The organism is Streptomyces sp. HUAS MG56 (assembly GCF_058673395.1).
Genome location: NZ_CM178722.1, coordinates 1739075 through 1762032, shown reverse-complemented (window position 1 = coordinate 1762032; position 22958 = coordinate 1739075). Strand labels below are relative to the sequence as shown.

The 22958-nt window shown below is 72.8% G+C and carries 17 protein-coding genes and 1 pseudogene; 8 read left to right on the top strand and 10 right to left on the bottom strand.

Annotated features, from left to right (window positions below):
• The first annotated feature begins 73 nt into the window (after window positions 1–73).
• Window positions 74–1654 (top strand): glycoside hydrolase family 32 protein, encoded by a 1581-nt coding sequence (locus AC4OXY_RS08600; protein WP_491993594.1) that lies wholly within the window; start codon window positions 74–76, stop codon window positions 1652–1654.
• 426 nt (window positions 1655–2080) lie between these two features.
• Window positions 2081–2641, top strand: coding sequence for a hypothetical protein (locus tag AC4OXY_RS08595; protein ID WP_356023997.1), 561 nt, complete (start codon window positions 2081–2083; stop codon window positions 2639–2641).
• 156 nt (window positions 2642–2797) lie between these two features.
• On the opposite strand, the pseudogene AC4OXY_RS08590 reads toward AC4OXY_RS08595, so the two are convergent.
• Window positions 2798–2908 (bottom strand): annotated as a pseudogene (locus tag AC4OXY_RS08590) (cold-shock protein); the annotation flags it as partial.
• Between AC4OXY_RS08590 and AC4OXY_RS08585 the strand changes: the two are divergent.
• A complete protein-coding gene (locus AC4OXY_RS08585) occupies window positions 2907–3353 on the top strand; it encodes a hypothetical protein (RefSeq protein WP_356023999.1) in 447 nt (148 codons plus the stop codon). The pseudogene AC4OXY_RS08590 and the gene AC4OXY_RS08585 sit on opposite strands and share 2 nt — an antisense overlap.
• Here AC4OXY_RS08585 and AC4OXY_RS08580 read toward each other — a convergent pair.
• From AC4OXY_RS08580 to AC4OXY_RS08565, 4 genes are all read right to left on the bottom strand, one after another.
• Window positions 3311–4012 (bottom strand): GNAT family N-acetyltransferase, encoded by a 702-nt coding sequence (locus AC4OXY_RS08580; protein ID WP_491993593.1) that lies wholly within the window; start codon window positions 4010–4012, stop codon window positions 3311–3313. The genes AC4OXY_RS08585 and AC4OXY_RS08580 overlap by 43 nt on opposite strands.
• Window positions 4013–4057: 45 nt before the next feature.
• Window positions 4058–4927, bottom strand: a complete 870-nt coding sequence (locus AC4OXY_RS08575; RefSeq protein ID WP_491993592.1) for a class II glutamine amidotransferase — start codon at window positions 4925–4927, stop codon at window positions 4058–4060.
• A gap of 164 nt (window positions 4928–5091) precedes the next feature.
• Window positions 5092–6006, bottom strand: coding sequence for a TIGR01777 family oxidoreductase (locus AC4OXY_RS08570; RefSeq protein ID WP_491993591.1), 915 nt, complete (start codon window positions 6004–6006; stop codon window positions 5092–5094).
• Window positions 6007–6115: 109 nt separating this feature from the next.
• Window positions 6116–7063, bottom strand: a complete 948-nt coding sequence (locus AC4OXY_RS08565) for a TIGR01777 family oxidoreductase (RefSeq protein WP_491993590.1) — start codon at window positions 7061–7063, stop codon at window positions 6116–6118.
• A 169-nt stretch (window positions 7064–7232) separates the two neighbouring features.
• Between AC4OXY_RS08565 and tpg the strand changes: the two genes are divergently transcribed.
• Window positions 7233–7787: a telomere-protecting terminal protein Tpg gene (tpg, locus tag AC4OXY_RS08560; RefSeq protein WP_356024008.1), complete on the top strand. Its 555-nt coding sequence runs from the start codon at window positions 7233–7235 to the stop codon at window positions 7785–7787.
• A 41-nt stretch (window positions 7788–7828) separates the two neighbouring features.
• Here tpg and AC4OXY_RS08555 read toward each other — a convergent pair whose 3' ends face one another.
• Window positions 7829–9823 carry a hypothetical protein gene (locus AC4OXY_RS08555; protein ID WP_491993589.1) on the bottom strand — a complete coding sequence of 665 codons (1995 nt, stop codon included), beginning with the start codon at window positions 9821–9823 and terminating at the stop codon, window positions 7829–7831.
• A gap of 130 nt (window positions 9824–9953) precedes the next feature.
• Window positions 9954–12500: a beta-L-arabinofuranosidase domain-containing protein gene (locus AC4OXY_RS08550; protein WP_491993588.1), complete on the bottom strand. Its 2547-nt coding sequence runs from the start codon at window positions 12498–12500 to the stop codon at window positions 9954–9956.
• A gap of 180 nt (window positions 12501–12680) precedes the next feature.
• Here AC4OXY_RS08550 and AC4OXY_RS08545 point away from each other — a divergent pair, with 180 nt between their 5' ends.
• Entirely contained in the window at window positions 12681–13424 is a 744-nt protein-coding gene (locus AC4OXY_RS08545) for a class I SAM-dependent DNA methyltransferase (RefSeq protein WP_356024016.1), read from the top strand.
• A 76-nt stretch (window positions 13425–13500) separates the two neighbouring features.
• On the opposite strand, the gene AC4OXY_RS08540 is transcribed toward AC4OXY_RS08545, so the two are convergent.
• Window positions 13501–14667: a PucR family transcriptional regulator gene (locus tag AC4OXY_RS08540; RefSeq protein ID WP_376288114.1), complete on the bottom strand. Its 1167-nt coding sequence runs from the start codon at window positions 14665–14667 to the stop codon at window positions 13501–13503.
• A 158-nt stretch (window positions 14668–14825) separates the two neighbouring features.
• Here AC4OXY_RS08540 and AC4OXY_RS08535 point away from each other — a divergent pair, with 158 nt between their 5' ends.
• Window positions 14826–16313, top strand: a complete 1488-nt coding sequence (locus AC4OXY_RS08535) for a long-chain-fatty-acid--CoA ligase (protein ID WP_491993587.1) — start codon at window positions 14826–14828, stop codon at window positions 16311–16313.
• 90 nt (window positions 16314–16403) lie between these two features.
• Complete coding sequence (locus tag AC4OXY_RS08530) at window positions 16404–16847, top strand: DNA-binding protein (protein ID WP_356024023.1); 444 nt, start codon at window positions 16404–16406, stop codon at window positions 16845–16847.
• A gap of 47 nt (window positions 16848–16894) precedes the next feature.
• Here AC4OXY_RS08530 and AC4OXY_RS08525 read toward each other — a convergent pair whose 3' ends face one another.
• The gene (locus AC4OXY_RS08525; RefSeq protein ID WP_491993586.1) at window positions 16895–20050 is read right to left on the bottom strand and encodes an amidohydrolase family protein; all 3156 of its coding nucleotides are present in this window, start codon (window positions 20048–20050) and stop codon (window positions 16895–16897) included.
• Between the two features lie 167 nt (window positions 20051–20217).
• Window positions 20218–21564 (bottom strand): hypothetical protein, encoded by a 1347-nt coding sequence (locus AC4OXY_RS08520; protein WP_491994803.1) that lies wholly within the window; start codon window positions 21562–21564, stop codon window positions 20218–20220.
• 161 nt (window positions 21565–21725) lie between these two features.
• Between AC4OXY_RS08520 and AC4OXY_RS08515 the strand changes: the two genes are divergently transcribed.
• The gene (locus AC4OXY_RS08515) at window positions 21726–22958 is read left to right on the top strand and encodes a molybdopterin-dependent oxidoreductase (RefSeq protein ID WP_491993585.1); all 1233 of its coding nucleotides are present in this window, start codon (window positions 21726–21728) and stop codon (window positions 22956–22958) included.

The following is a 22958-nucleotide window of genomic DNA, read 5'->3' as shown; positions in this document are numbered from 1 at the left end:
TGACCTTTAACGAGTTAGGTCGCACAGTCCTGCTTCACATGAGCCGCCGTTTTCACGAGAGGAACGATGTGTGATGCCTGAGATGTCCAGGAGAGCCCTGTTCGCAGGGTCGGCCGTAGGGGTGGCGGCCGCGATGCTGCCCGCGACGGGGGCCGCCGCCACGCCCACCGCCGCGCCGAAGCCCGCAAAGGCGCGGCCGAAGGTGACGGCCGGCTGCGCCAGCTACCGCGCCGAATATCACCACACGGTCCCCGACGGCTGGAAGAACGACCCGCAGCGCCCGGTCTGGATCAACGGCAAGTACCACTACTACTACCTGTACAACGCGGACTACTTCACCGGAGCCGTCGGCACGGCCTGGCGCCTGGCCACGAGCACCGACCTGGTGACGTTCCAGGACGGCGGCGTCGCCGTACCGAAGGACACGACCCCCAACGGCGACGTCTGGTCGGGCTCGGCGGTGGTCGACGCGGACAACACCGCGGGATTCGGGGCGGGTGCGGTCATCGTCATCGCCACCATGTCGCCCGGCGGCGGCACGGACCGCCAGGAGCAGTTCCTGTACTACTCCACCGACCAGGGGCGTACCTTCACCAACTACGGCACCGATCCGGTGCTGCCCAGTCCGGGTGCGGGGGCCGACTTCCGCGACCCCAAGGTGATCCGCGACGGCGAGCGCGGCCGCTGGGTGATGGCCCTTGCCGAGGGCACCAAGGTGGGCTTCTACCACTCCGACGACCTGAAGAAGTGGACGTCCGTCAGTGACTTCGTCAAGGAGGGGCTCGGCGCGCTGGAGTGCCCGGACCTGTTCCGGATCACCAGCGCGGACGGCACCGCGAAGTGGGTGCTCGGGGTGAGCGCCAACGGCAAGGGCTCGGGGCTGCCGAACACGTACGCCTACTGGACCGGCAGCTTCGACGGCAGCACGTTCACCGCCGACGCCACCGACCCGCAGTGGCTCGACCACGGCTTCGACTGGTACGGCGCCGTCACCTTCGAGAAGCGTCTCGCCGACGGCTCGACCGACCCCGCGACCCGGTACGCGATGGGCTGGCTGAACGACTGGGACTACGCGGGCACCACGCCCACCATCGACTGCGACGGCTTCAACGGCACCGACTCGATCGTCCGCGAGGTGACGCTGAAGCGGACAGCCTCCGGCGCGTACTACCTCGCTTCACAACCCGTCGCCGCCCTGGACGACCACGTCTCGCGCACGGTGAACCTCGGCGACATCGAGGTCAACGGCAGCCGCGCACTGGACTACACCGGCACCGCCTACGAGCTGACCTGCCGGATCACCTGGAACCAGCTCACCGGCGCGGGCCTGCAACTGCGCCGCTCCGCCGACGGCAGCCGGCACATCGATGCCGGAATCTACAGAGACTTCGCATTCCTCAACCGGCGCGGTGCCGTCAACCCCGACACCTCCGGCAAGTGGCAGGAGAGCCACACACCGTTCGACCCGTCCGCAGGCATGGTGACGCTGCGGATCCTGGTGGACCGAACGTCCGTCGAGATGTTCGTGGACGACGGGCGGTACGTGCACTCCACGGAGGCGTTCCCCTATCTCGTCGACACCGGACTGGCGCTGTTCACCATCGACGGGACGGCCGTCTTCCGGGACGTGGTGATACGGGAGTTCACCGTGTGAGGCGGCCGAGGTCTCGCCTGGACGGGGGTCGAGTTCGTGCAGATGCCCGCGCATCCGGTTGATGATGCCCGTGCGTTCGGCGACCAGGTCTTCGCGGTAGTCGACCAGCAAGCACAGTTCCCTGCTGGGCCCGGACAGTTGGGCTGTGGGTAGGTCGGGTGTGGTGTAGGGGTTCGACCTGATCCGGGGGTTTGCTCCGGCGTCGGATGGCCGGTTCGCTGTGCACTCTGGCACCGGAACCCCCTCTTCACCGTGCAACTCGACACTCCACACCACGCGTTGATGAGCCTAGTTTCACGACGGAACGCAACCCGCCCGCGGTTCCCATGGCTGTCCGTGCACAGGCACGCTGATGCGCGGACGAATGGCGGAGACCGTCCAAGGCCCCTCACCAGGGCCTCCACTCACACAGGGGGAAGCACACGCATGCTGAAACTCGGGAAGGCCAAGCGCGCCGTCGCCCTCGGAGCCGTCACCGTCGCCCTCGCCGGCGTCGCCACCATCGGCCTCGGCGGCACCGCCGGCGCCGCCCAAACCCAGCCCAGGGCCGGCACCGCCTGCACCTCGTTCCAAGTCGGCGACAAGATGCCCTACGGCGCCAACGGGATGACCGCCGGCTGGATCTCGCAGTGGTACAGCACCTGCAACGGTTACACCTACGGCCGCTGGGACTGGAACACGAACTTCATGCTGGCACACCCTGGCCGCCAGGTCGTGTTCGGCGTGGAGTCGGACAGCATCGACGGGGGCCAGCCGCACTTCGGCGGCGTGCTGAACTCCACTCCTGGAAACCCTCTGTTCGCCTACTGGGGAAAGCCCCACACCGACGCGTCGGACAACATCTGGCGCGCGGGCGCCGAACTGGACAACAGCGGCTGCGTGGCGTGGAGCTCCGCGCACAACTACAACAATGGCAGCGAGGTGGCCGGGCCGTACGCAGGCTGCAACGACAGGAACTGGAGCCAGATCCCGTGGACTGCGCCCTGAGCCAGGCCGGAGACATCCTCGGAACGTCTGGCCGACGTGAATCCAAGGTCTGAAGGGTGTACAGGCAATCTGATGTCAGGACGACCACGGCGGACACAGCCGTCGAAGACGCAGCCGGAGTCGGCCGAGCCGACCGAAGACGACTGAGGCCCGGACGAAGAGTGCGGCCCCGTTCGCGCGGAAGTGCACGAAGACGTCCGGGCCGCCGTCGTCCTGAGCGATGAAACCGAAGCCCTTGTCCCAGCAACAATCACCCGGAGAAGAAATGAGACGAATACTCGGCACCAGGGCGGCAGCCCTGACTCTGGCAAGCGCAGCCCTGCTCGGCGGGCTGGTCGCAGCGCCGGACGCCTCCGCCACCGACTGGGGTGGCTGCCGCGCGTGGGAACCCGTGGCTGCCGGCGTGACCCTGTCGCCCTGTGCCTATCCCACCATCGACGGTCGGCTCAACGGCTGGACCTACGTGAGCGACCCCGCCGGGCTCAACATCGACGTCTGCGCCCAGGTTCTCCGAGTCAACCCGGACGGCTCCACAACGGAGGTCGCGGACCTCCACTGCGCCGGCTGGAATAAGCAACCCTGGGCCTTCCAGCCGGGCTACCTCTCGATAGCTCCCGGCAAGTACGTGGTGCAGGCCGGCTTCTGGGCCACCATCAACGGCCACTACGGCTACCAGGGCTTCGTGCAGTCACCGCGCGTCGACATACCCTGACGCTCGCCGTCGAGGTGGGCGAGTGCAACTGCCAGGTCCCCGACGGGTGGGCCGGGCCAGAGCTCCGGTGCCGGTCGGTCCACCCGGCGGGACATGAAGAGGGCCACCTCACCGGCGGACTCCGTGCCGTCGTAGAGCGAGGTGTCGAGCCCGCAGAAGGTGAAGCCCATGCGCAGGTAGGCGCCGACGGCGGGCGCGTTGACGCTGCTGACCTCCAGCCACATGTGCGCCGCCCCGCACTCCCGGGCGAAGCCGAGCGCGAGTCGCATCAGGTTCCGCCCGATCCCCTTGCCCCGCCAGGCCGGTGCCACCTCGATGTCACGGATGGTCAGACGCGCGTTCCACGGCGCGAACGCGGCCGTGACGAACCCGCACACCTCGGTACCGGCGACGGCGACCATCGTGCGGCTCGGACCCGTGTCGTCGTCGGCGGCGGGCTCGTCGGGCTCGTCGTCCGGGAAGGTCTTGTGGAGGGGAGGGGTGACGGGGATGCGCCGGAGCCCGAACCCGCCTTCCGTGACGGTGACTTCGTACACGGAGTCCGTGCTGAAGGAGGAGTCGACGCCTGCCAGGGCATCGCGGTCGCCGGGCCGGGCCGGCCGGTAGACGACGGGCCCTGCCGTACCGGGAACCGTCGTGCCCTCTCCAGTCGTGTGCATGCCCCGACCGTACGGCAGCCCGCGTGCCGCCGTTGTGCGCCCGCGCTATGCGGGACGCTGCGAGGCGGCCGCGGTGGGCCGGAGATCGGCCAGAGTGAGGGGATGGGCCGGTGCGTCGGGCAGGGCGATCCGGCTCGTGGTGTGCAGGTCGGGGCCGACGTGGAGCAGTTCACCGGGATCCAGCAGGCGCCACAGCGGGCTCTCGTCCATCGGCTCGCTGGCCACGACGACGGAGGGGAGCGCGCCCAGCCGGGCCGAGCGGACCCGCAGATGGCCGTGCCGGCCCGCGTGGTCCAGGTGCCGCGCGCCATGGTGACCGCCTGCCGGGCGGCGCAGCACGTACAGCTCGTGCGTGGCGGGATAGCGCAGGGCCCACAACTCGTCGGGGGTGGTGAGGACGATGTTGAGGGCGAACAGGGGAAGGTGTTCGGCGACCCAGCGCGCCGCGGCGGCGAGGCCCGCGGACACGTCGCCGCCGTGCGCCGCGGTCTCCCGGGTGACCAGGGCGAAGAAGCGCTCGGAGTCGGTGTCGCCGCGTACAAGGGACCGGTCCTCGCCCAGGTGGCGGTCGAGTTCGTCGAGCCCCTCGATCACCCCGTTGTGCGCGAACAGCCGCCCCTCCTGCTCGAAGGGGTGAGTGTTGCGCATGTCAAGGCCGCCGGTGGAGGCGTAGCGGATGTGCGCGAGGAAGGTGGCCGACTCGGCCTCCCGGGCCTCCCGGGCGAAGGCGCGGTCCTCATAGGCGGCGATCGGGGCCTTGTGCACCTCGGGCGTCCCGTCGGCCTCGAAGTAGCCCAGTCCGGTGCCGTCGGGTTCGCGGTGGCTCTGTGCGCTGAGGCTGTCGGGGGCGTCCAGCAGCCAGAACGTGGCGTGTGTGCGGTGGGGGGAGCTGGTCAGTCCGAACAGCCGGCACACGGCATCCTCCTTGTCGCCCTTGCCGCCGGTCCTCCGCCGGGACCCGGCGCCGTATGGCGGGACGACCATGGTCCCGCGCGCCGGGCGTTCCCGCACGCGGCGCAGGTGGGGACATACCCGCCCGTGGCCGGAATCCCGCGTCGGGGTCGCGCCGATCCGGGGCCTCAACCGGCCGTGCGCAGCGCCGAGTCGAGCGCCTCGCCGACCGTCGGGTGGGCGAAGGAGAAGCCCGCCTTCTGCAGGGCGCCGGGGACGACACGGGCGCTGCACGTGATGCTCGTGGCGAACTCGCCCAGTACCGCGCGCAGGGCGACGGCGGGGACCGCCGCGAACGCCGGGCGGTGCAGGGCGCGGCTCAGGGCCCGGGTCACCTCCCGGTTCGTGGGCGGCTCGGGGGCCGTGAGGTTGACGGGGCCGGACAGCTCTTCGGTGTCGAGGGCGAAGCGGAGCGCCGCGATGTGATCGGTCAGCGAGATGACCGGCCAGTACTGGTCGCCGGAGCCGAGCCGGCCGCCGAGCCCGAGCCGGAAGAGCGGGAGGAGCCTGCCGAACGCGCCGCCCTCGGCGGAGACCACCAGCCCGGTGCGCGGGTGCACCACGCGGACGCCGGCCTGCCGCGCGAGGTCGGCGGCCGCCTCCCACGCGACGCAGACGGAGGCCAGGAAGTCGTCCCCGGCCGGCCCGCTCTCGTCGGTGATCCGCTCGCCGGTGTCGCCGTAGTAGCCGGTCGCGGACGCGGACACCAGGACGCGGGGCGGGGCGGCGGCCGCGGCCACGGCACGCGCGAGGGCCGTGGTGCCCCGGACCCGGCTGTCGAGGATCTCCCGCTTGTACCCCGAGGTCCACCGCTTGTCCCCGACGCCCGCGCCGGCCAGGTGCACGACGGCGTCGGCTCCGTCCAGCGCGCCGGGCTGGACCCGCTCCGCGACCGGGTCCCAGTGGGCGGTCTCGCTGCCGTCCCGAGGAGCGGTGGCGGACCGGTCGCGGACGAGACGGACGACCTGGCGGCCGTCCGCGAGCAGCGAGCGGGTGAGAGCGGAGCCGATGAGTCCGGTGGACCCGGTGATCGCGACGCGCATGGCGTCCTCCCGAGCAGGCGTGGGCGGTTCACGTGATTCAAATTTGAATCACGAGGGACCCTACACCTGGTGCTTGTAAGTTCAAGTAAAGGCTCGTGGGTGCGTGGATTCACCGGGGCCGCCCCGGTACCCGCTGGACGAGGTCCATGGCGGCGGAGTCCCAGGTGGGATGCGTGAAGGTGAACCCGGCCTCGCGCAGCCGCCCCGGCGTCACGCGGCGGCTCTTGAGGAGCAGTTCGGTGTCCGAGCGGAACGCGGACGCGCCCAGTTCCGCCATCCAGCGCGTCGCGGGCAGTCCGAACGGGACGCCCCAGGCCGCGCGCAGGGTGCGCATGAACTCCCGGTGGGGGAGGGGGCCGGGGGAGGCGAGGTTCACCGGTCCGTCGATGTCCTCCCGGTCGACCAGGAACTCCACCGCGCGGACGAAGTCCTCGTCGTGGATCCACGAGACGTACTGCGCACCGCCCGCGACGGGCCCGCCCAGCCCCAGCCGGGCGAGGCCCAGCAGGACGTCGAAGACCCCGCCGTGGTCCGGGCTCATCACCATCGCCGCGCGCAGCGCCACCTTCCGGGTCGCGGGCGTCGGCGCCTCACGCTGTGCCCGCTCCCAGTTCTCGGCGATCTGCACGCTGTAGGCCCAGTAGTCCGGCACGCCCGGCTCGGAGCCGCCGATCACCCCGGTCGCCTCGTCGTGCGCCGCGTCGAAGCGGTGGGCGTAGATCGTCGCCGTGCTCATCTGCAGCCACACCCGCGGCGGCCGCGCGGCCACCGCGATCGCCTCGCCCACCACCCGCGCGGAGTCCACCCGGGAGTCCATCATGGCCCGCAGGTTCGCGGGGGTGTAGCGGCACGAGACGCTGCGCCCGGCCAGATTGACGACGACGTCGCAGCCGTCGATCGCCTCGGCCCACGGCCCGAGCGTGACCCCGTCCCAGCCGATCTGGCGTGCTCGCCGCGGACGTCTGGTCAGCACCGTGACCTCATGGCCGGCGGCCGTCAGCGCGCGGTCGAGAATCGTGCCCACCTGTCCGGTGCCCCCGGGCAGAACCACCTTCATCGCGCCCCCTCCGTTCGTGTCGGACACAGCGTAGCCCTGGAGTTGAACGCGTTCAAAACCATGGTGGGCGTGTATGTCCCTCGGCTGTCCCGCAGTGTTCGCTCCGTCGCATAGGCTGACCTGCGAGACGGCCGACGCCAGGTCGTTTCGAGGTGGAGAGGAGCAGCCCGTGGACACCGTGGGGGAGAGCCTGGACCGGGCGCTGGAAGGGGCGTTCACCCGCCCCGTCCCCAAGTCCGCGCAGGCTCAGATGAAATACCTGGTCAAGCAGCTCAAGGGCACACGGCCGGCCGCCGAACTGCTGGGCGTCTCGCAGCGCACCGTCGAGCGGTACGTCGTCGGCACGCTCCGGCATCCCCGCAGGGATCTCGCCGCGCGACTGGAGCGCGAGGTCAGGCAGCGCTGGCAGCCGCAGGTGCGGGCGCGGGCCAGGGACCGGGCCGCCACGGCGGAGGGCATCGTCGTCTCGGCGCGCGCCCGGTTCGGCTTCACCGCGGCGCCGGGCACCACGGACGACGCCCGGCTCCGCCACATCACCCAGGCACTGCCGCCCCGTTGGGCCGAGCGCCTGTTCGCCGCCCGCGACCGGGGCGCCACCGAGGCACAGTTGCAGGACATCGCCGCCCAGGGCCTGGGCGAGATGTACTTCCGCGACGCCGGACGCCGCGCCCAGGGCCTGCTGGTGGAGTTCACCGACGTCGAGGACATCGACATCTCCCTGTGAACCAGGGCCTGTCGGGCCGGTACCGGCCCGACAGGCCCTGGTCACGGCAGGGCGAGAACGTCGTCGATCGCGGACCGGATCTCCGCGTCCTCCAGGAAGGCCCGGTAGTCCCGGTACGTCGACAGCCGCCGGTCGGACCCCCGCACCGCACGCAGGGCTGCCCGCGCCGCCGGAGAGACCGTGCCGATCCTGGCCAGGGCGCGCAGCGCGTCGAGGAAGAGGCCGTAGGTGTCTCCGCCGCCGGCGACGGAATGGACGTACTCCTCCAGGACGGATCCGGTCGGCTCCGGCTCGCCGGTGACCGACCACAGTGCGACCGCCGCGCGCAGCCGCACCCAGCTGTCACCGTGCTCCATGACATGCCGCACCCGGCCGGCGTAGCCCGCGGCCGCCGGTCCGAAGTCGCCGAGGAGGCCGACGGGACCGTAGAGCGGCGCCTCCCCGGTCAGCACCGCCTCCCGGATGAGCCGCAGCGCCGCGTCGCGGTCGCCGCCCAGGCGCCAGGCCGCCCACGCCACCTTGTGATGGTTGCCGGGGAAGTCGAGGACCGTGCAGCGGCGCACGGCGGGCTCGGCCGAGTTCGCGGCCGGTCCCATCGCCACCAGCGCGTCGAGTGCGTGCAGCGAGTACCGGGTGTCGTCCAGCAGGGCCACCACGTCCGGCAGCGCGGGCGCCGCGGCCGGCCCCCACGCGGTGAGGACTTCCAGGAAGCAGCAGGTGAGCGAGCCGCCCACCCCGTCGTCCCGGAGCAGCTTCCGCACCGCGGGCAGCAGGGCCTGCGCGTGCGCCCACAGGGGGATCAGGACGTCCTCGACCTCCGGCAGGCGCGGGTCGCCCGAGACGTACGCGCGTGAGTACTGGCCCTCGTACGGCGCGTACAGCCGCTCGACGAGCCCCGGCAGGGCCCGCTCGTCGCCGATGCGGGTCAGCGCCCAGCGGGCGTGGTCACCGACGGTGCCCTCAAGAAACCCTGCCTCGCCCGGGTCGTCGAGGAGGGCGGCCAGCTCGTCGGCGTACGGCGCCGCCAGCGGCCCCAGCACGGCCAGCAGGTGGGCCGCCCGGTACCGTACGCCGTCGTCCGGATCGGCGAGCAACGCGCCCGCGAGCGGCACCAGCGACGATGCCGCCGACGGCCGGACCGCCGACAGCCGCCACCCCTCGTCCAGCGCGGCCCGGCACAGCAGGGTGTCCCCGTTCCGGCGCGCCGCGCCGATGAGCCGGACGACGAAGGCGAGTCCCGTCCGCGGCGCGCCCTCGAACAGGCGGGCCGTCCAGGAGACGACATCCTCACGGGTGAAGCCACCGTCGACGTCCGGGACGTACCAGATCGCCTCGAACTGCGGACGCGCAGCCGGGTCGGACAGCACGTCCACCAACAGGTCCAGCTCGCGGACCGCCGCCCGGGCGTCGAACGCGGCCCAGGCGTGCACGGCCGCGACCCGCACGACGGGACCCTCCGTACGCAGCGCCCGGGCCACCACCGCCCGCACCCGATCCACCGGGCCCGCGTCGGTGCAGTCGGCCGCGGCGGTGCCCAGCGCGAGCAGCACAGGAAGCCGCACCGTCGGGTCCGTCTCGGCGTGCCACCGCTCCAGCAGCACGCCGATCCCCTCGCCGAGGGGCAGGGCCTCCCGCCGCACCTCGGGCAGCGGGTCCGCGAGCAGCGCCCGGAACCGGGGGCGCTGGGCCCGCCATGCCTCGTGCCACCCCGCGTCCACCCGGCCCGGGTCGGCTTCGGCCGCCGCCTCGGACAAACTCGCCAACAGCCGGACCAGCGTGACCCGGGCGCCCATGCCCGGATCGCCGGCGAGGGCGACGACGAACGGCAGCGCGGCCGTCGCGACGGCGGCCACGCGTCCGGTGCCCAGCGCGAAGCAGCCGAACAGGGGGTAGCAGTCTTCCTCGGTCGCCGCCCCGCCCTTGAGGGCCAGGCGACGCAGGGCGTCCCGCATCTCCTCGGCCGGGTGGTGCCCGAGCGCCGGCTCCAGCCGCTCCCACGGCACCTCGTCCAGCGCCTTCAGCGCCATGCCTGCCACGCCATCTCCCCCTGTGACCGCGAATGGGCGTTCCGACGGACACTCTGTCATCGAAAGGCGGCCGGGTGGCGGCCTCCGCGGGATCGCCCGACCGGGCCCGGGCTCTCGTGACGCCCCCGTCGGCGAGGGCCTACGCGTCGGCGAGGGCCGTGACCTCCGCCGCGGTCAGTGTCCTTCCGTAGACCCTGAAGTCGTCGACCGCCGCCTTCAGGTACGGGTCCGGGTACTGCGACCTGCCGATGTACGCGGCCCGGATGTGGTCGCCGAAGTCGAGGGGCTCGACGGCGACCGCCGTGTTCCGGCCCACCTCACGGCCGTCGGCGTAGAGCACGGCCGTGCCGGATCCGTAGGTGACGGCCACATGCACCCAGCGGTCCGTCGGCAGCGGGTCGGCGTCGATGCGCTGCTCGGCTCCGCCGCCGCTCGTGGTGATCGCGTAGCGCAGGGTTCCCGCGTCGCTCAGCGGGGTGAGGAACATGTTGGCGCTGACCCCGGTGCCGAAGTCGAAGATCCGGCTCCAGGTGGCGGGCCGTCCGGCGAGGTTCACCCAGGTGGCCACCGAGTAGGCGGACGCGCCCGCCAACAGGTCGGCGGCCACGGCGACATGGCCGTCCGTGCCGTCCAGCGCGACGGCGCCCGCGAGATGCCCCTGGACCCAGGCGGCGCCGCCGGTCAAGGTCGCCGTCCTCCCGTTGCCGGTGGCGTCGGCGGCGCTGGTGCCGGAGGCCTCGTCGAAGCGGTACCAGGCGGCGAACGCCGGGGGCGGGGACGGGGGCCGGCCGGTCAGCCAGTAGACGTTGTAGTACTGGTGGTGGACGCGGGCGACGGGCAGCAGCGTCACCGTCTTCTGGCCGGCCGTCGCGCTGAACCGCAGCGGGTCGGCCGATGTCTGCCGGATCGTGCCCGTGTCCAGCCGGGGCATCGAGCGGCTCTGCGTGGTGCCGTACGCCCCGGCGAGCACCACCGGACCGTGCAGCACGGCCTGGACGTCCGGGTCGTCGGGGGTGGCTTCGAGGGTCGTGCGCATCGGCAGGGCGACCTCGACCTGGTCGCCGGTCTTCCACGCGCGGTCGAGACTCAGCCAACTGCCCGCGTCCAGGCGGCCTTTGATGGTACGGCCGTTCAGCTTCACGCGCGCGACGGAGGCCCAGGCCGGGATGCGCACCCGCAGCTCGTGCCGTGCGCTCCCGGCGGTGACCGTGAGCACGGTCGAGGCGGTGTCGGGCAGCCGGGTGGTCTGCCGCCAGGTGATCCCCTGCTCCTGCCAGTGCACCTCGGACGGGATGAACAGGTTGACCAGCAGCCGCTGTTCGTCGTGCGTGTAGATCGTGTCCGCGAACTTCGCCTGTGTCTCCATGCCGGTGCCGTGGTCGCAGGAGAAGTTGTCGTAGTCGGTGGAGTACGCGTTCGGGTCCGTGCCCATGAAGGACGGCTGCTGCTTGAAGGAGCCCGGGCCGAGGCCCGTGTAGTAGATGTCGAAGCCGTGCGCCGAGTCCGGATCCTGCTCGCCGAGCATCTGGTTGAACAGGGTGCGCTCGTAGTGGTCGAGCAGGTCGGTGCGGTCCGGTGCCTCGAAGTGCAGCAGCCGGGTCAGCTTGAGCATGTTGTAGCTGTTGCAGTTCTCGCAGGTGCCGTTGGACAACTGGGCGGCGATGGCGTCCGGTTCGTGGAAGGCCTCGCCGTTGCTGTTGCCGCCGATGACGTACGAGTGGTGGTCGGTGACGATCTGCCAGAAGTTCTGCGCGATGGTGCGGTAGCGGTCGGTCAGACCCTCCTGCCACAGCCGCATCGCGCCGACCATCTTCGGGATCTGGGTGTTGGCGTGCAGCCCGGCCAGCCGGTCCTCGCCGGCGGCCAGGGGGTCGAAGACCCGGGCGTGGGTGAAACGCTGGGCGACGTCCAGCCAGACCGTTTCCCCGGTGATCGCGTGCAGATCGGCGAGGACGTCGTTCATCCCGCCGAACTCGGTCTCCAGCACCTGCTGCATCTTGGCGTAACTCAGCTTCCCCGTACGGGTGTTGACCCACTCGCCGAGCTGGAGCACCACGGCGCGGGCCTGGGCGTTCCCGGCCAGCCGGTACTGGTCGACCAGCCCCGCCATGATCTTGTGGATCGTGTAGTACGGCGCCCAGACGCCCGTCCCGGCCTCCAGCCGGTCGAAGAAGCTCTCCGGGAAGGCCGACAGATAGCCCTTGCCGTACCCGGCCGACGGCGACGCGGCCTGGCAGGCGGCCAGGGCCGCGACGAGGCTGCGGCCCTTGTCGCGCAGCGCGGTGTCTCCGGTGTTCGCGTAGGTGAGCGCGAGACCGGAGAGCAGATGACCGGTGGAGTGCCCGCGCAGCTCCACGCCCGGTGCCTCCCAGCCGCCGCAGGGCTGGGCGCCGGAGGGCAGGCCGACGTTCAGCCGGAAGGTGTGCAGCAGCCGGTCGATGTCGACGAAGCGCAGATAGGCGGTGTTGCGGTGCTGGTTGTCCTGGAACGGTCCGGCCAGCAGCGTCACCGCGGTCAGCGGGAACGGCTGGACGCGAACGGCCCGCCGGCGCGGCGCCGAGGCGTGGTGCGGTGTTGAGGCTTGGTGCGGCGCTGCCTGGGCGGGGCCCGTGTCGGTCACCGTCAGGGCCGCCGCGGTCGCGCCGGCCGCCGTGAGGAAGGACCGTCTGCCGAGGGGTGGGGTCACGAAGTCCTCCGCATGTCGATGGCATGAGTGGTGCGTTCGAGATATCGAAAGCTGTGCGACATGCTGTGCGGTGATCTACCGTAGAGGACTGGCTCCCGGTGTCAATGGCGTGGGAGAGACGGGTGTGCCGGGCCGAAACAGGCTCGACAACTCATGTGCGGGCGGCCAGGGTTGGTTGCCATGGAACAGCAGAACCTCTGGGACGCGGCCACCGCCCGGCGCTACGACACCCCCGGTACCGGCATGTTCGCGCCGCAGGTGCTGGAGCCCACCGTGGCACGCCTCGCCGAGCTGGCGGACGGCGGGGCGGCACTGGAGTTCGCGATCGGGACGGGGCGGGTCGCCGTCCCGCTCGCCGAGCGCGGCGTGCCGGTCACCGGCATCGAGCTGTCCGAACCGATGGTGGAGCAACTGCGCACCAAGGCCGACGAGGCGTCGATCCCCGTGGTCATCGGCGACATGGCGACGACCGCCGCCCCAGGGACGTACCGCCTCGTCTATCTCGTCTACAACACGATCTCCAACCTGCTCACCCAGGCCGCACAGGTCGAGTGCTTCCGCAACGCCGCCCGCCATCTCGGTCCCGGCGGCCGGTTCGTGATCGAGCTGTGGGTGCCCGAGCTGCGCTCGCTCCCGCCGGGGGCCGCCGCCACCGTCTGGCACTCCGAGCCCGGATACCTCGGCCTGGACACCTACGACGTGCTCGACCAGCGTGTCGTGTCCCACCACTTCCACTTCGACGACACCGAGCGGGCCGAGCTGCACCGCAGCCCGCACCGCTACATCTGGCCCGCCGAACTCGACCTCATGGCCCAACTGGCCGGATTCGAGCGGGAGTTCCGGCATGCGGACTGGACGGGGACCCCGTTCACGGCCGAGTCCCGCTCCCATGTGTCGGTGTACCGGATCCCGGCCGAGCGCTGACCGGGCGGCACGCCCCGGGACATGTGCGGCGTACGGGCAGCCCCACTGACGGGCCCCCGGCCGAAGTCCGCGGTGCTCAGGACGGCAGCAGGCGCAAGGCGTGCAGCGCGGCGCCCAGGTCGGCCAGCGCGGCCGGGTCCGAGAGGGAGCGGCCCGTCAACTCCTCGACGCGGCGCAGCCGGTAGCGCACCGTGTTGGGATGGACGAAGAGGCGGTCCGCGGCCTCGGCCGCCGCGCCGCCCGAGGTGAACCAGTGGCCGAGGGTGCGCAGGAGCCGGGCCCGCTCCGCCTCCGGGAGCCGGAGCACCGGTCCCAGGGCGACCTCGACCAGCCGGCCCGCCTCCGCCGGGGCCGCCGCGACCAGCATGGCCAGCGGGTTGTCGTCGAAGCGCGTGACCCCCGGCCCGTCGCCGGGCAGCCCGGCCAGGGCCAGCCGGGCGAACCGCAGCGCCTGCGGGGTCTCGCGCAGCGAGTCGAAGCGGGGGCTGACCCCGACCCGGGCGCGCCGCCGGCGCAGCGCCCGCATATTCACCGTCTCCGCGTCCCGGTGCGCGAGCGAGACCAGACCGATCTGCTGGTCGGGCAGCAGCCGCCAGACCGACGACACCCCGGAGCGGCGCAGCGCCGCCTCGATGCCGGGCAGCGGCTCCTCACCGGGATCCGGCACGGCGGCGGCCACGACCGCGTACGGGCCCCGCTCCGGCAGACCCAGCTGCCGGGCCGCCTCCCACGGCGTCGTACGGTCCGCGAGCGCGCCCGTGAACAGGGCCTCGGCCAGCGCCGAGCGCCGCGCCTCGCGTTGCAGCGCCAGCTCCGCGCTGGCCTCCCGGTAGGCGGCCGCCACCGCCTCCGCGTAGCGGCCGAACAAGGCCCAGATCTCCGACGAACCGGCGACCAGCTCGGCGTCCGTGACCTCCGGATGCCGGCGCGCCTCGTCGACCATCTCCGACCAGAGCAGCTCGAAACCGACCCGGTAGGCGTGCAGTGTGTCCGCGAGGGGCACCCCCTGCTCCGCGCGCAGCCGCCCGGTCTGCCGCGCCGCTCCCACGTCCGGCTCGGCGCCGAACGCGAAACGGCCGAGGAGCAGATCGGCGTTGTCCGCGCAGGACACGCGGAGCGACTCGAACGGGATGAGGGCGTCGTCCGCGTACGACTCGACGTCCGCCCGGATCCGCTCCGTCATCCGCACACCCAGCTCCGGAAGCCGCCCGCGCAACGCCGCGCCCACTTTCTCCAGCCCCATACCCGCAGCGTACGGCGGTCTGTTTGGTTCCGGGAACAACTGTGGGAGGCGCGGACTGTGGGCGCGGCCATGGACGGCCGCCGGCCCCCGGGTGATCATGCCGTGAGCGTCGGCGGCGGGACCCGTGGGCGCCGGAAGCAGGGGTGCGAGGAGGCATCATGGCCAATCTGGCGGACTTTCTGGTGGACACGGCACGGCGCCTGCCCGACCGGCCGGCGCTGCGCCTGGGAACGACCACGACGACCTACGCCGAGCTGGACCGGCTCAGCGCCCGGGCCGCCGCCCTGCTGCGCACCGAGGGCCTGCGCACCGGCGACCGGGTCGCGCTGATGCTCCCGAACGTGCCCGAGTTCGTGATCCTTTACTACGCCGTCCTGCGCGCCGGCGGCATCGTCGTACCCATGAACCCGCTGCTCAAGGAGCGCGAGACCGCCTACCACCTGCGGGACTCCGGTGCCGTGCTGCTCTTCGAGTGGCATCGGGCGCCGGGCGAGGGCGGCGCGGGCGCGGCCGCCGCCGGGGTACGGCACCTGGCGGTCGAGCCCGCCGCGTTCGCCGCCGAACTGGCGCGCCTGGAGCCGCAGTTCGACGTCACGCCCGCCGCGGGCGACGACATCGCCGTGCTGCTCTACACCTCCGGCACCACAGGCCGCCCCAAGGGTGCCGCGCTCACCCACGCCGGACTGCGCCACAACACCGAGGTCAATGTCACCGAGGTCCAGCGGCTGACCTCCGAGGACGTGATCGTCGGCTGTCTGCCGCTGTTCCACATCTTCGGGCAGACCTGCACGATGAACGTCGCCGTCCGCAGCGGCGCCGCGCTCACCCTCGTGCCCCGTTTCGAGCCGGGCGCGGTCCTCGACGCCATCGCCCGCGACCGGGCCACCGTCTTCGAGGGCGTGCCCACCATGTACGCCGCCCTCCTGCAGCACCCCGCCGACGCCGACGTGTCCAGCCTGCGCATGTGCGTCTCGGGCGGCGCCTCCCTGCCGGTGGAGGTGCTGCACGGCTTCGAGCGGCGCTTCGGCTGCATGGTGCTGGAGGGCTTCGGCATGTCCGAGACCAGCCCGGTCGTCTCCTTCAACCATCCCGACCGGCCGCGCAAGCCCGGCTCCGTCGGCACGCCGATCCGCGACGTCGAGGTCCGGCTGCTGGACGAGAATGGCGAGGACGTCGCGCCGGGCGAGGTCGGCGAACTGGCCGTGCGCGGGCCGAACGTGATGAAGGAGTACTGGAACCGCCCCGAGGACACGGCCGCCACCGTTCCCGACGGCTGGCTGCGCACCGGCGACCTGGCCCGGCAGGACGAGGACGGCTACCTCTTCATCGTGGACCGCAAGAAGGACCTGATCATCCGCGGCGGGTACAACGTCTACCCGCGCGAGATCGAGGAGGTCCTGCACGAGCACCCCGCCGTCGCCCTCGCCGCGGTGCTCGGCGTGCCGGACGAGCGGCTCGGCGAGGAGGTCGCGGCCGCGGTGGTGCTGCGCCCCGGCGCCCGGGCGGACGCCGAGGAGTTGCAGCAGTTCGTCCGCGACCGGGTCGCCGCCTACAAGTACCCGCGCCGCGTCTGGCTGACGGACACCCTGCCGATGGGCCCGAGCGGCAAGATACTCAAGCGCGAGATCACCGCACCGGCGTCGTGACACATGCGCCGGGGAGGCATACGGGCGGATGAACAAGGTGTTCACAATAATCGGTTGACGTCATGTCGTGTGGAAGCTCATGCTTGCCCCATGTCATCGACCACCGACCCCGCCGACCCCTTCCTCCCCCCGCACCCGGAGCAGGCGCGCGCCGGGCGGGTCCCCGCCTCGCTCTTCCGCATCGCCGAGCGGCACGCGGCGACGGACGGGCAACGGCGCCGCCAGACACACCCGTTCGTCCTCGCACCGCACGAGGCCGTGCGGCTCGTGGCGTTCCTGCTCAGCGGGGCCGCGCTGCCGGAGGACGGGGAGCCGGAGGTGGACCACGCCGACATCACGGCCGCGCTGAGCCTCGTCCCCACCGTGCGGGCGGAGCTGGACGAACTGGAGGCCGGGCTCCTGGAGATGGCCCGCGGCCGGGGCCTGACCTGGCCCGAGATCGCCTTCGGCCTCGGCCTCGGCACCCCGCAGGCCGCCCGGCAGCGCTACGAGCGGCTGGCCAGCCGCACCGCCACCGACGACGCGGACGCCTGACCGCCGCATCCCGGTGGAGAACGGCACCGCCGTCCACCGCCCGCGCCCTATCCGTTCGTGCCGGGGTGACAGCACGACCCCTCGCGAAGCCGGTGCGCCACCTCCAGCCAGGACCCGTCCCGGGGCGGCTCGGGTGCCGTCGCGCCGCGGTGGGCGGACGTCAAGTCGCCCTGGGTGTGCGGGACTCCCTCGCGTACCACGACCGGGATGTCGACGAGCGTGGCGAAGTCGGCGAACGGATCGCCGTCGACGATCGCCAGATCGGCGATCTTGCCCTCCTCCACCGTCCCGAGGTCGGCGTCGAGGCCGAAGAGCCGGGCCGGCTCGGCGGTCGCGGTGTGCAGGGCCTCGGCCGCCGAGAACCCGTGCGCGCGCAGGGCGCGCAGGCCCAGGTGCAGGGAGAGCCCGACCGGGACCAGGGGCGCGTCGGTGCCCAGGGAGATACGGGTGCCGTGCGACACGAGCCTGCGGTAGTCGGCCATCTCCCGCTCCAGGGCCAGCCGATCGTGATCCGTCGGCTCGGCGCCTGCCTCCTTGCGCACGGCGGCGACGTCCCACGGCGGCATGAGCGCGGTCACGCGCGGGTCGTCCGCCAGACCGGGGTCGGCCGCGAGCAGGATCCGCGCGTGGAACGGCGTGATGATCATCGCGAAGGCGCCGTCCGCGTACTGCTGCACCAGGTCCTGGTTCACCCGGCCGAGCGGCGTCGTGGCATGCCCGTGGTCGAGGCGCTGGGTGGCCTGGAGATGGGTGGTCAGGTCCTGGCCCGCCGAACGGCCGGGCGCGCACAGATGGCTGCCGCTCGGCACACCCAGCGCGTGTGCCGTCTCGGCCGCCATGGCCATCGTCTCGCCCGGGGCGCGCACATACGTTTTGACGAAGTCGACCTCCAGGGCGGTGGCCCGCCGCAGCGAGCGCCGCACGCCGTCCCGGGTGCGGTGGGCGCGGCCCATGGCGTACGCGGTGCGCGCGCCGTCGAGCAGTTCTGCGCAGGCGAGTTGGCGCGGACCGAGCAGGGCGCCGGACCCGGCCGCCTCGCGCAGCCGGACCGCGTCGTACAGCGGACTGCCGAGACAGAACGTGGTCGTGATGCCGTAGGCGAGCGTGGTCAGACTCTGACGCGCGCCGTACGTGGCGGTGTACGGGTGGGTGTGGCTGTCGACGAGTCCGGGGACGACGGTCCGTTCGGAGGCGTCGAGGGTGCGATGTCCCGGGCGGCGGGAGCGATGGGGCTCGATCGCGGTGATCCGCTTGCCGGTGACGAGGATGTCGACGTCGTGCCGCGGCGGCGCGCCGGTGGCGTCCCACAACTGCCCGGCGTGGATGCGCAGTGGCTCCGGCTGCGGGCCGCCGCCCCAGGTCAGCCGGAGCGGGAGGGTACGCGTCCGGGAGGCGCCGACGGCGAGGCTGCGCAGCCGGCCCTCGCAGAGGTACAGGATCGTGCCGGAGTCCGCCGACCAGCTGGGGTGGTCGGCCGGCTCGTCGGTGAGCCGCCGGGCGGGCCCGGACGGGGTGCCGTCGGCCGACACCGGCAGCAGCCACAGCGCCGACTCGGCGACCAGCGCCATCCCGCGGCCGTCCGGAGACCACACCGGTCCGGAGGCCACGCGGTCGGACAACGACTGGTGCTCGGCGGGCAGATGGCGGCGTTCTCGGCCGGTGCGTGTGTCGATCACCCGGATGAGGTTGTAGCCCTCGCGGAAGCGCTGGTTGAGCCGGTTGCGGTCGCAGAACGCGATGTACCGCCCGTCGGGCGACCAGGTGGGCGCGCCCGGCGGACCGTCGACCGCCAGCGGCTTGGCCAGCGTCCGCTCCTCGCCCGTGGCCAGGGTGCGCAGCAGCAGGTTCCCGGTCACGTCCTGGCAGGCCAGCCGGGTGCCGTCCGGCGACAGCGCGGGGAAGAGCCGTCCACCGCCGGTCACGGCCTCGTCGGTGCCGTCGTGCAGGTGGTACCGGCGTACGGCGACCAGCCCGTCCCGGTCGGTGCAGTACAGCAGGCTGCGCCCGTCCGGCGCCCACGCGGGCATCTGCACCCAGTGGACGTCGGCCTCCTGGACGAGCTTGCGGGGCGTGCCGTCGACCGGCATCAGCCACAGGGCGCCCAGTGCGGCGAACGCCACGCTGCGACCGTCCGGGGCCAGGACCGGCCGGTGCACGCCGCGCACGTGGGCCGGTTCCTCCAAGGCGAGCGGGCGCCGGCGCCCGCGCCGGGACGGCTCCGGCATCGGCATCCGCGCGGTGAACGGCACCTCCCGCACGGAGGAGTCGGCCAGGGAGCGGATACGGATGCGCCCGTCACCGACGTACAGCAGTTCGTCCTCGCTCAGCCAGCACAGCGGTGCGGCCGCCAGGTCCTCGTCGGCCGTGACGACCTCGCCGTCCACCATCAGCGCCGCCGTGTCGGCCGAATCCCCGGCGGTGGACGGCCCGTTGAGGTGCACATAGGCGATCCGGCCGGCCGGTGAGACGGACGGACACAGCAGCCGGCCCCCGGTCACCGTGCGCACCACCTGCGCCTCGCCCCCCGCGGCGGGGACGCGTACCAGCGACAGACCGCCGTCGTTGCCGCCGCCGGAGACATGCGCGGCGCGCACGCACACGAGCGACCGCCCGTCCGGCGACCAGGCCGGATCGTAGTCCTCGAAGTCCCCGCCGCTGAGCCGCCGGGGCTGTCCGCCGGCCGCGTCCACGACCCACAGCCCGTAGGAACCGCCCGCCGTCGCGTCGCCGCCGCGCTCGGACGAGAAGGCCAGCCGGGTGCCGTCCGGTGACCAGGCCGCCCCGCGGTCGTCCCACGGCCCGTCGGTCAACTGCCGCAGTCCGCCGCCGTCCGGCCGCAGCGTCCACAGGTGGAAGCCACCGCCGCGATAGCCGCACACGGCCAGTGTCCTGCCGTCCGGGGACAGCGCGGGGCGGGTCGCCTCCAGCGTCCAGTCCGTCACCTGCTCCGCCACGCCACCGGCACGCGGAATCCGCCACAGCACGCCCTGCACCTCGGCGATCAGCTCACCGTCCGGCCCGACGGCGGTGACCGAACCCCCGGTCAGCTCCGTGAAGGTGACGGCCCGCCCCGCCGGGCCGGTCGGCGTGGCGGCCGTGTCCGGCGGTTCGGCCGCCGTCGCCGTGCGCGCGGACGCGACGGTGGCCAGCCCGGCCGCCGCCGTCCCGAGGAACCCGCGCCGATTGAACCTGCCGACGTCCATCCGCTGTCCTTCCTGCCGTTCTCGGTCATCGCTCAGCGAAGTCGCACCGGTGCCTCTCGCACCAGTGGGCCGTTTCAGCCACTGCGGCCCCGTCCCACGCCCAGGGCAACGCCCGTTCGCGTACGTCGGTCACGCGCAGTCACTCCGGTGTATGACCTGACGTATCGTCACCAGCCAGTGAGCAGAAGGTGGTTGAGCAGCAGGGCGAGCACCGCCTGGGCGGCGAGCCAGGCGCGGGGCCGGGACAGCAGGGCGCAGGCCGGGAGCAGCCACAGGGCGAAGGGCAGCCAGATGCGTTCCGTCTCCGCCTTGCTCATGCCGGACAGGTCGGCGATCAGCAGGGCGAGCAGGGCCGCCGACACGAGGAACGCGAGGCGGATACGGCCGGGACCGGGACGCGGGGACCGGGGACCGCGGCCGCGCAGCAGTACGGCGGTCGTGCGGCGCAGGCCCGCCGCCGTGGCCGGGCCGGTGATGAGCGCGGTGCAGGCGAGGTTGGCCCACACCCAGTACCCGTACGGGCGGGTGCCGCCCACACCCTGGTAGTAGCGCGTGACGAGCAGGTGGTAGCCCTCCCGCCAGTCGAACCCGGCGAGCGCGAACACCGCCGGGAACACGGCCAGTCCGGCGAGCACGGCCAGCAGCAGGGCGGGACGCTCGCGCACGCCGGCCCGGCCGAGCACGAGCACCGCCGCGCCGATCAGGGCGAACAGCGTGAGGCCGTAGGAGAGATAGCAGGTCAGACCGAACAGCAGACCGGCGGCCGCCCCGCACCACAGGCACCGGCGGGTCAGGGCGAGGGCGAACAGGGCCAGTGACCAGGCGGCGACGGCGGCGAAGTAGCCGTCCGCCGAGACGCCCTGCCACACCGCCGCCGGGGCCAGCACCAGGAACGGCGCGGCCCGGCGCGCGAGCTCCTCGCCGGTCAGCGCGCGCAGCGCGACCAGCACGGCCGCGCACCCCGTCGCCCCCACGACGATGACCCACATCCCGGCCCAGCCGCCGCCCCGCAGCCCGATCCGGTCCAGCAGGACGAAGGTCAGCGTCGCGGCCGGCGGATGACCGGCGATGTGCGCGGGCCAGGGGCGGGGGGTGCCGTCGACGATGTGGTGGGTGAAGTCGCGGAGCGTCGCCGGGATGTCGTGGAAGCGGTCGATGACCCGCAGATACTCGTTGGCCGTGGTCAGCCGGCCGGCGATGCCCCGCTGCCAGCCGTCGATCCACGCGAGGGAGAAGATCCAGGCCAGCGCGGTCGCCCAGGACGCCACGAGCAGTCCGCGCCAGGGCAGCCGGGCCGCGAGAGCGGTGCCGTACGCCACCGTGGCCGCCGCCACCGCCAGGGCCGCCGGGGTGCCGGGGCCGAGGTGCGGGTCCCAGTCGGCGAACACCGGCGGCCAGTGCACGAACAGGGTGTGGCGGGTGTCCTGGATGTGCCGCCCGACCAGGACGGCCACCGTGACGAGGAGGACGGCGGCGAGCACGGCGTACAGATCACGGCGCGAGGACCGGGACACACGGTGGCGGGCGGGGCGGGGCTCGACGGGGAGGAGTTCGCGGATCACACCGGAACGCTAGGCCGGGGGAGCCGCACATGGCCGCCGGCCAGGCCGGACGTCAGCGTTTCGTCATGGGTCACGCACCCTTTTCCGCGCGTTCCGCGGCCTACGGTCGGGACATGCGCGACCAATCCCGGCTTCCCACCTCCCCAGGTTTCTGGCGCAGCCCGCTGCGCGGCACCTGGTTCACCTCCGTGCTCGGCCTCGTCCTGCTCGTCGGCGTCACCGTGCTGTTCGTGACCGGCCTGGTGTCGTACGCCGCCTACAACCCGGACCTGTCCCGGGTGAACGACATGACACCGGACAAGGGCGTCCTGGGCTTCTACCTCTTCGCCTGGCCGTCCAACCCGGTCTGGCTGTACCGCTTCACCCAGGGCCTGCACGTCACCCTCGGCGTCACCCTGATCCCGGTGCTGCTGGCCAAGCTCTGGTCGGTGGTGCCCAAGCTGTTCACCCTGCCGCCGGCCCGCTCCGTCACGCACGCGCTGGAGCGGATCTCGCTGCTGTTGCTGGTCGGCGGCGGGCTGTTCGAGTTCACGACCGGGGTGCTCAACGTCCAGCTGGACTACGTCTTCCCCGGCTCCTTCTACCCGCTGCACTTCTACGGCGCCTGGGTCTTCTTCGCCGCCTTCGTGGCCCACGCCGCGCTGAAGACGCCGACCGCGCTGCGCGCCGTACGGCACCGGCTGCGCGACGAGAGCGAGCTGGCCGCCCCGCGTCCCGACGCGCCCACCGTGTCCCGGCGCGGCGCGCTCGGGCTGGTCGGCGGCGGCTCCCTGCTGCTGTTCCTGACCACGGTCGGGCAGAGCCTCGGCGGCCCCTTCCGGCGTACGGCCCTGCTCGCGCCGCACGGCACGGCCGATCCCGGCGGCGGCCCGAACGGCTTCCAGATCAACAAGACCGCCGCCTACGCCGGGATCACCGCGGCCGACACCCACGAGGACAACTGGCGCCTCGTCGTCACCGGCCGCACCGCAACCGTCCGCCTCAGCCGCGCCCAGCTTCTCCGGCTTCCCTTGCACAGCTCGTCGCTGCCCATCGCCTGCGTGGAGGGCTGGTCGACCGCCGACCAGTGGTGGCGCGGGGTGCGGCTGCGCGACCTCGCGGCGCTCGTCGGACACGACGGCGATCCGCCGGACGTGCTCGTGGAATCCCTGCAGCGCCACGGCGCCTTCCGCCGCGCGGCCCTGCGCGCCAACCAGGTGGCCGACGGCCGCTCCCTGCTCGCCCTGTACGTCAACGGCGAGGAACTGTCCCCCGACCACGGCCACCCGGCGCGCATCATCGTGCCCGCGGCCCCCGGCGTGCTCAACACCAAGTGGGTGGCCCGGCTGACCTTCGGAGACCTGTGA